At 41.0% G+C, this 432-nt stretch carries 1 rRNA gene; it reads right to left on the bottom strand.

From position 1 onward, the window contains the following. Positions 1-308: 308 nt before the first annotated feature. A 5S ribosomal RNA gene (gene rrf / locus I6E11_RS14895) occupies positions 309-419 on the bottom strand. Positions 420-432: the final 13 nt, after the last annotated feature.

Genomic DNA, 432 nt, shown 5'->3' with positions numbered 1-432 from the left:
AGCAGAACCACCACCTAAGGAGGTAATAAGCTCATAAGAGGGGCTTGTCTGATATGAAAATAACTCCCAACTTATCTATTTCAGCAAGTTGGGAGGGAATTCACGTCTTTAGCGGACAGTAATAATTCATAGTACAAAAATACTTAAGTTCTCTATGTTGCTTTATGAGAAACTTGTAAACCATCAGATTCTTACTCGATCTCATTATACGTTTATTCCGGTCCAGGATAACGCAATATTATTACATTCAGACCCCTATAAACGCGAAAATCCCCGAAGTATCTCTACCTCGGGGATCTTTCTCCTTAAAACGGCGACTACCTACTCTCCCACATGTACGCAGTACCATCGGCGTGACGAAGCTTAACTTCTCTGTTCGGAATGGGAAGAGGTGGAACCTTCGTGCTATAGTCACCTGAATATCTTTATTTA

Source organism: Bacteroides caecigallinarum (assembly GCF_021531075.1).
In the GTDB taxonomy this organism is placed as follows: domain Bacteria; phylum Bacteroidota; class Bacteroidia; order Bacteroidales; family Bacteroidaceae; genus Phocaeicola; species Phocaeicola caecigallinarum_B.
This window is presented reverse-complemented; position numbering and strand designations above follow the sequence as displayed.